General features: G+C 61.0%; 6 protein-coding genes and 1 pseudogene. 6 read left to right on the top strand and 1 reads right to left on the bottom strand.

Going from position 1 to position 7394, the window contains the following annotated elements:
* The 6 genes and pseudogenes from AC6RA8_RS19740 to AC6RA8_RS19715 form a co-directional block, all read left to right on the top strand.
* Positions 1-457 (top strand): annotated as a pseudogene (locus AC6RA8_RS19740) (magnesium-protoporphyrin IX monomethyl ester (oxidative) cyclase); the annotation flags it as partial.
* Positions 458-692: 235 nt separating this feature from the next.
* Complete coding sequence (gene puhE / locus AC6RA8_RS19735; RefSeq protein WP_500355131.1) at positions 693-1496, top strand: putative photosynthetic complex assembly protein PuhE; 804 nt, start codon at positions 693-695, stop codon at positions 1494-1496.
* Positions 1486-2700 (top strand): 5-aminolevulinate synthase, encoded by a 1215-nt coding sequence (gene hemA / locus AC6RA8_RS19730; protein WP_500355129.1) that lies wholly within the window; start codon positions 1486-1488, stop codon positions 2698-2700. The genes puhE and hemA overlap by 11 nt, the downstream gene beginning before the upstream one ends.
* 112 nt (positions 2701-2812) lie before the next feature.
* Positions 2813-3259: a c-type cytochrome gene (locus AC6RA8_RS19725; protein ID WP_500355127.1), complete on the top strand. Its 447-nt coding sequence runs from the start codon at positions 2813-2815 to the stop codon at positions 3257-3259.
* Positions 3260-3453: 194 nt separating this feature from the next.
* Positions 3454-5022 carry an OpgD/OpgG family glucan biosynthesis protein gene (locus AC6RA8_RS19720; protein ID WP_500355125.1) on the top strand — a complete coding sequence of 523 codons (1569 nt, stop codon included), beginning with the start codon at positions 3454-3456 and terminating at the stop codon, positions 5020-5022.
* A gap of 924 nt (positions 5023-5946) precedes the next feature.
* The gene (locus tag AC6RA8_RS19715) at positions 5947-6822 is read left to right on the top strand and encodes a DMT family transporter (RefSeq protein ID WP_500355133.1); all 876 of its coding nucleotides are present in this window, start codon (positions 5947-5949) and stop codon (positions 6820-6822) included.
* Between the two features lie 64 nt (positions 6823-6886).
* On the opposite strand, the gene AC6RA8_RS19710 is transcribed toward AC6RA8_RS19715, so the two are convergent.
* A partial coding sequence (locus AC6RA8_RS19710; RefSeq protein WP_500355122.1) for a DinB family protein occupies positions 6887-7394 on the bottom strand: 508 nt, incomplete at its 5' end.

Genomic DNA, 7394 nt, shown 5'->3' with positions numbered 1-7394 from the left:
CAAATGGTTCGAAGAGTGGTGCAATGACGAGTTCAGCCACGGCGAGGCCTTTGCCTTGCTGATGAAGACCGACCCGAAGCTGACCAGCGGAATGAACGTATACTGGATCAAGTTCTTCCTGACGGCGGTCTACGCGACGATGTATGTGCGCGACCATCAGCGCCCGGCCTTCCACGAAGCGCTCGGCGTGGACCCGGACTGGTATGCACACGAAGTGTTCACCAAGACGTCGAAACTGTCGGAACAGATCTTCCCCATCACGCTCGACATCGACCACCCGCGGTGGCAGCGCCAGCTTGAGAAGCTGCAAAAGGCCAATGTCGACATGGCCGAGGCGACAGGGCTGAAAAAGATCGGCGCACAGCTGCGGGCCGCTGCGGCCTTCGTGGCGCTCTACACGATCCCGGCCAAGAAACACGTGGTGCCGGAAAGCACCCGGTTGGAGCCTGCGTATTGAGCCACGCCGTTTGGCATAAGCACACAGTTTTGCGGACGCTTACGAAAGCGCGACCGCAGAACTGTCTCGCCCGGGTTTACCCCGGGCAGCGCCCGACCCTCCCCCCGGGAGGGCGCATTGGTAAAGTCACTCGCCGAACCAGTGTTCTGAGTACCGCAATCGCGTCGCATCACAAGCATGGAACACGCGCCCACCCAGGCTCGGGCGCAGCCCTCAGCATGTCGGGGGCACACGCATGACCCCATGGATCGCCGCCCTTATCGCCCTGTTCATCTGGTGGTTCTCCACCGGCACCATCCTGATGGCGGTCAAGTACGCCGACCGTTCCGGCGAAAAGGCGCGGCGCACCACGACAATCGTCGCCCTGCCCCTGGTGGCCTTGGGCGCTTACGGCACCCACTGGTCCATGACACAGACCGACATCCTGGGCACCTATGTCGCGTTCCTCTCGGCCCTCGCCCTCTGGGGCTGGATCGAACTGGCCTTCCTCACGGGCGTCATTACCGGCCCCAACCGAATGCCCGTGCCCCCGCACAAAGCGGAATGGGAACGCTTCATCCGCGCATGGGGCACCATCGCCTATCACGAGATGCTGCTGACAGCGACGCTGATCGGACTGGCCCTCGCCCTCTGGCACGCCCCCAACCCATTTGCCTTCTACACCTTCGCCGTCCTCTTCTTCGCCCGCATCTCGGCCAAGCTGAACCTCTTCTTCGGCGTCCCCCGCATCCACGTGGATTTCTTGCCCGAAGCTCTCAGCCATCTACCCAGCCACTTCCGCACGGCGGGCATGAACTGGCTCTTCCCGATCTCGGTGACGGCACTCACCTTTGCGGCCGCCTGCTGGCTCGAACGGCTCTACGCCGCCGAAACCACCGGCGCAGTGACGGGCTTTGCCCTGCTCACGGCGCTGACGGCCCTTGCGGCCCTCGAACACTGGGTGATGGTCCTGCCCATCCCCGACGAACGGCTCTGGCGCTGGATGCTGCCAGAGGCAAAACCAACCAAAAACACCACAGGGGGACATCATGGACTTTGATGCTTTGTTCCAAACCCAACTCGATGCGCTGAAAGAGGAGGGGAACTACCGCATATTCGCAGAGCTGGAGCGCCAGTCCGGTGCGTTCCCCCGCGCAAGGTGCCACAACGAAGATGCCCCAGACCAGGTGACCGTCTGGTGCTCGAACGACTACCTCGGCATGGGCCAGCATCCGTCGGTGACCAAAGCGATGAAGGACGCGATTGATGAGTGCGGTGCGGGCGCAGGCGGCACGCGCAACATCTCGGGCACCAACCACGCCCACAAGCTGCTTGAGGAAGAACTGGCAGATCTCCATGGCAAGGAAAGCGCGCTCCTGTTCACCTCCGGCTACGTCTCGAACTGGGCGGCCCTCTCGACGCTCGGGTCACGGCTCCCCGACGCAGTGATCCTCTCGGACGAGCTGAACCACGCCTCCATGATCGAAGGCATCCGCCACTCACGGGCCAACAAGGTGATCTGGAAACACAACGACCCCGAGGATCTTGACCGCAAACTGGCCGCCCTGCCCGCCAACGCCCCGAAAATCGTGGCGTTTGAGTCGGTTTACTCCATGGACGGCGACATCGCACCGATCGCAGAAATCCTCGATGTGTGCGAGAAACATGGTGCAATGAGCTATATCGACGAAGTGCATGCCGTCGGCATGTACGGCCCCCGCGGCGGCGGCGTCGCAGAAGAGTTGGGCCTGATGGACCGCATCACCCTGATCGAAGGCACGCTCGGCAAAGCCTATGGCGTGGTGGGGGGCTACGTGACCGGGTCCGAAGCACTCTGCGACTTCATCCGCAGCTTCGCCTCCGGCTTCATCTTCACCACCGCCCTGCCCCCCGCGGTCGCGTCAGCGGCACGCACATCCATCCGCCACCTCAAGCAATCGGACCAGGAACGCATCGAACAACGCAAACGCGTGGCCTACCTGCGCAAACGGCTGGATCAGGAGGGGATTCCGCATATGGAAAACCCGTCCCACATCATCCCTGTGATGATCAAGGACCCGGTCAAATGCCGGATGCTGTCGGACTACCTGATGCAGCAATACGGGATCTACGTGCAGCCCATCAACTACCCCACAGTTCCCAAGGGCACCGAACGGCTGCGGTTCACACCGTCACCCCTACACAGCACCGAGGACATCGAACACCTCGTGATGGCCCTGAAAGACCTATGGAAACAGTGCGCTATCGCCCACGCTGTTGCGTGACAGGGGAAAAGAATCAAAGAATTCCCGCCGATCCCGGGATCAAGTCAAAGTTACTGTTGACTTGACCACGAACCCACTACGTTCTTGCCAAGAACTTTGGAAGGAGATTCACATGTTCCGCACACTTGCCATCGCAGCGACAACTGCCACGCTGGCCGTGCCCGCATTTGCAGACGGCCACGCAGCCTCCGGCGACGCCGCCGCAGGGGAAAAGGCATTCCGCCAATGCATCTCGTGCCACGTCGTCCAGAACGAAGCAGGCGACACGCTGGCAGGCCGCAACGCCAAGACCGGCCCGAACCTCTACGGCATCGCCGGTGGTAAGTTCGGCATGGTCGAAGACTTCCGCTATTCCGACATCAACCAGCTCGCAGCCGAGATGGAAGGCCTCGTGATCACGGAAGAAGTGTTCGTCGCCTACGCCCAAGACCCTACTGCCTACCTGCGTGAGGTCACCGGCGACAACGGCCGCTCCAAGATGACCTACAAGGTCCGCAAGGAAGAGGACGCTGTGAACCTCTACGCCTACCTTGTATCGCTGCAGGACGGCGGCAGCTAAGCGGACCCCGGATAAAGTCTACAAAGGCCGTCGGACCCCGGCGGCCTTTTGCATTCTGGCACAATCCTGCCGATCAAACCGGACACTGGCGACGATGTGAATGCGCCCCGGTGAAAAGTGACGACAAGGGACTGGACGCCACCGCACGGGCCTTGCATCTGTCACACCGTGGATCGCACACCAAAAGGACAAAGATGGCCCTCACAGCGCATATGAACCGCCGCAGCGCCCTTGCCACGCTTTTGGCAGGCGTTGCCCTGCCCCAAACGGTGTTTGGCGATGCTACGGGGCAAGCGTTCTCCTACGAGTGGCTCAAGGACCGGATGCAGGGCCGGGCGCAAGCGCCTGACGCACCACCGCCACCGCTCGACAACTTCCTCCAGAACCTGACCTATGACGACTACCGCAACATCTATTTCCGGCCGGAGGCCGCACGGTGGTCCGACACCCCCCTGCCCTTCCACGTGTCGTCCTTCCACCCGGGCTGGCTGTTCAAGGAACCGGTGAAGATCCACGAAGTCACGGATGGCACCGCCCGCCCGCTGATATTCTCGACCGACGATTTCGAATACCGCAACGATGTGGGCGCGCGGGTGCCAGACCACGCCGAGCTGTCAGGAATTGCCGGGCTGAAGCTGACCCACCCCCTGAACACGCCCGACAAGTTTGACGAGGTGGTCACCTTCCTCGGCGCCAGCTATTTCCGCGCCCTGGGCCGCGGCAACAGCTATGGCCTCTCGGCCCGTGGACTCGCCATCAACACATGGCTGAACGGGCCCGAAGAATTCCCACGCTTCTCCGAGTTCTGGCTGGAAAGGCCCACGGCAACCGACGCGTCGCTAACAGTCTACGCCGCCCTCGACAGCGCCTCGGTCACCGGGGCCTACAAATTCACGATCACACCCGGCGATGACACCACCATGGATGTCGAGGCAACGCTGTTCTTCCGCGAAACGGTCCCGCAACTGGGGCTCGGCCCGCTCACATCCATGTTCTATTTCGCCGAACATACTGAACGGGATTTCGACGATTTCCGGAGGCAGGTCCACGACAGCGAAGCGCTCAAGATCATCCGAAAGAACGGCAACGTCATCCTGCGCCCGCTCAACAACCCGCCCCGCGTCTCAAGCTCCTATTTCGACGAACCGCAGATGGCCCAGTTCGGCCTGGTCCAGCGCGACCGCACCTATGAAGACTACCAGGACGCAGGCGCGCGTTACCACGACCGCCCCTCGGTGATGATCGAGCCCCTGAACAATTGGGGACCGGGCATCGTGCGCCTGGTGGAAATCCCCGCTGATCTGGAAATCGACGACAACATCGTTGCCTTCTGGGTGCCCAAAAGCGCACCACAGGCGGGCGAAAGCCGCACCTACAGCTACCGCATGCATTGGGGCGACCTGCCCCCCTCAGGCGAGCTTGCCTGGGTGCAAGGCACGCTCGCAGGCATCGGCGGCCCCTCGGGCGTCCCGCTGGACAACCCCAACCTGCGCAAGTTCGTCATCGACTTCCAAGGCGGCGCACTTGGGTCCCTGTCCGAAGACGCCAAAGTCGCGCCGATCGTCACCCACTCCGCCGGTGAGATCGACGGCATGGTCCTGCACAAAGTCTCGGACGCGGCCGTGCCCACATGGCGCCTGTTCATCGACATCGACGGGCAGGATCACGACCTGATCGAACTCACCGCCCACGTCGCCGATGACACGCGGCGGCTCTCCGAGACATGGGTCTTCCAATGGCTGCGAGAAACGGCCCCGACATAAGGCTTAGGTTTCGGGGCAATCGCGGTTGGAGGCGAAGAGCGTTGCCAACCTACTCCACCGCCTCAATGGCCCTCAGGTACCGCGCGGCCGAGTATTGAAGGGCCGCGTGGGCTTCCGAAGGGATCGTTCCGCCTAACGTTGCGCCATGAAGACGTTCGATTGGATAGGGTGCCACCGCCGCGACAATTGCCCGGACGGCCGACGGCCCCAAAGGGATGCGGTTCAGCGGACGTCCAGGCCTGACCACCTCGGGGAACGTATTGTCGCTCGTCCTCGCAAATCGGGCAGATCGCGGGCACGTCAACGCCCGCCGGAAACGCAGTCCCGCATGTGGCACAAACCGGCTTATCAAGCGCAAGCGTTTCCTGGTTCATGCCGACGGCAGATACCCCAATCTTCGTGCTGTTTTCGTTTGCTTGCTGTGCCATCGCGTTCCCCTTGAAGGGTACAGTTGACCACCTCAACCAAGATTGAGGTCAAGAAGACTTTTGAAAGGGCAGATGCAAAGCTTGCCTAAGTTGAATCGGCCATGGAATAGCGCCGGAACTCAAGTTGCGGCCAAATCCTGATCATGGGGCTCACCCTACCCCAACATTGGCAGATCCGTCGGCTCCGGCCGCGCGCCAACCTGACCGTAGCAGAGAGTAGACAAGCGACGGGCAAAAGCAACGCGCCGACCTACACCATCCGGAATTCTGCGCCAAAGAAAACGTGCGGCATACGCCCTGCAACCACCCATTCGGTCTGCAAGGAATTGCCAATTCCACATTGACTGGCCGGGGCAAGTCAGGCACCGCAACTCGCAAGAGAATGTGGTTGGGCAATGCAGACTCGGCAGTCGTCCAAGCGTGAACCAATATTGGAAGACTTGTGACGGCTGACATTGCAACAGACCGGAAGGCCAACCTGATTGGCAGTGTCTGGATGATCGCTTCGATGGCGGTGTTTGCTGTCGAAGATACCTTTGTCAAAGCTGCATCTGAAACGCTGCCGGTGGGTCAGATCTTGATCATCTTCGGCTGCGGGGGTGCCTTTGTTTTTGCTTGCATGGCGCTCCTCAACAAGGAACCACTGTTCTCGCCGGACGTCCTGTCGCGCCCAATGCGCATGCGGGCGTTCTTCGAAATCGTCGGTCGCTTGTTCTATGTGCTCGCCATTTCACTCACCCCATTGTCCGCGGCCACGGTTATCCTGCAGGCAACCCCACTTGTCGTGGTGGCAGGAGCGGCATTGCTTTTTGGCGAAAAAGTGGGCTGGCGCAGATGGGCCGCCATTCTCATTGGACTGGTCGGGGTGGTGATCATCATTCAACCCGGCACAGACAGTTTTTCCATACTGTCGGTTCTGGCCATCATCGGAATGATCGGTTTCGCGGGCCGCGATCTCGCAAGCCGTGCGGCCCCGGCATCACTCAGCACGTCGATCCTTGGATTCTACGGCTTTGTGTCCATCATCGTTGCCGGTGCGATGTTTTCCGTCTGGCAAGGCGCGCCCTTTGTACAGCCCCGTGTCGAGGCGTCTCTTTTCCTTCTTGGGGCCGTGCTGACAGGTGTTGCCGCCTATGTGAGCTTGATGAAAGCCATGCGCATCGGAGAGGTGTCCGCCGTCACCCCCTTCAGGTACACACGGTTGTTGTTTGGAATAGCGCTCGGGATTGTGGTTTTCGGCGAGCAGTTGAGCTTTTCAATAATGGCCGGATCAAGTTTGATTGTCTTTTCAGGCCTCTTCATCCTGTGGCGGGGAAAACAGGCGCAGCCCAACGTGCCGCCAGCACAGGACTCCACGTCTTCCCGCAAGTGACCGCACTCAGATTCTTCTGACCACAAGCAGAGCCCCAAACCGTATGGCGCATCCAGATGCGCCCCTACCCCAACATCGGCAAATCCGTCGGCTCAGGTCGCGCGCCTGCCGCCGTCAACATCCCGTGTATCTGCCCCCGGTGATGGGTTTGGTGATTGAACAGATGCGCAAAACACACCGCCGCCGGTTTCTCAACCCGCACGTCCCCTCCCCCAGGATACCACGCAATCACACCTTGCAAATCGGATGACGCAAGACCTCCGGCCCAGGCGCTTACCGCCGCATCCCGCGCTGTTCGCAGCTCTTTGAACGCCTCCCACTCTCGCGGTGCCTCCAAAGAGACAGGGACATTCAATTCAGGCCGCGTTTCCCCTGCAAAGCGGGCCAACCACAGCGCATCGTCCCACAGCAAATGATTGAAAGTCGCCGCAATAGAGCCGAAAAACGCACCCCGATCCTGCCACCGCTTCGCATCACTCAGCGTATCCGCCGCCGCAACAAGCGACCAGTTCTGCCACGCGTTGTAGCGCGCCATCAGCCGCAGATGTTCCACAAACTCAGACAACGATCCG

The sequence above is a fragment of the Tateyamaria sp. genome, from assembly GCF_059783535.1.
Note: the sequence above shows the minus strand (reverse complement) of the source record. Positions and strands in the feature narration are given on the sequence as shown.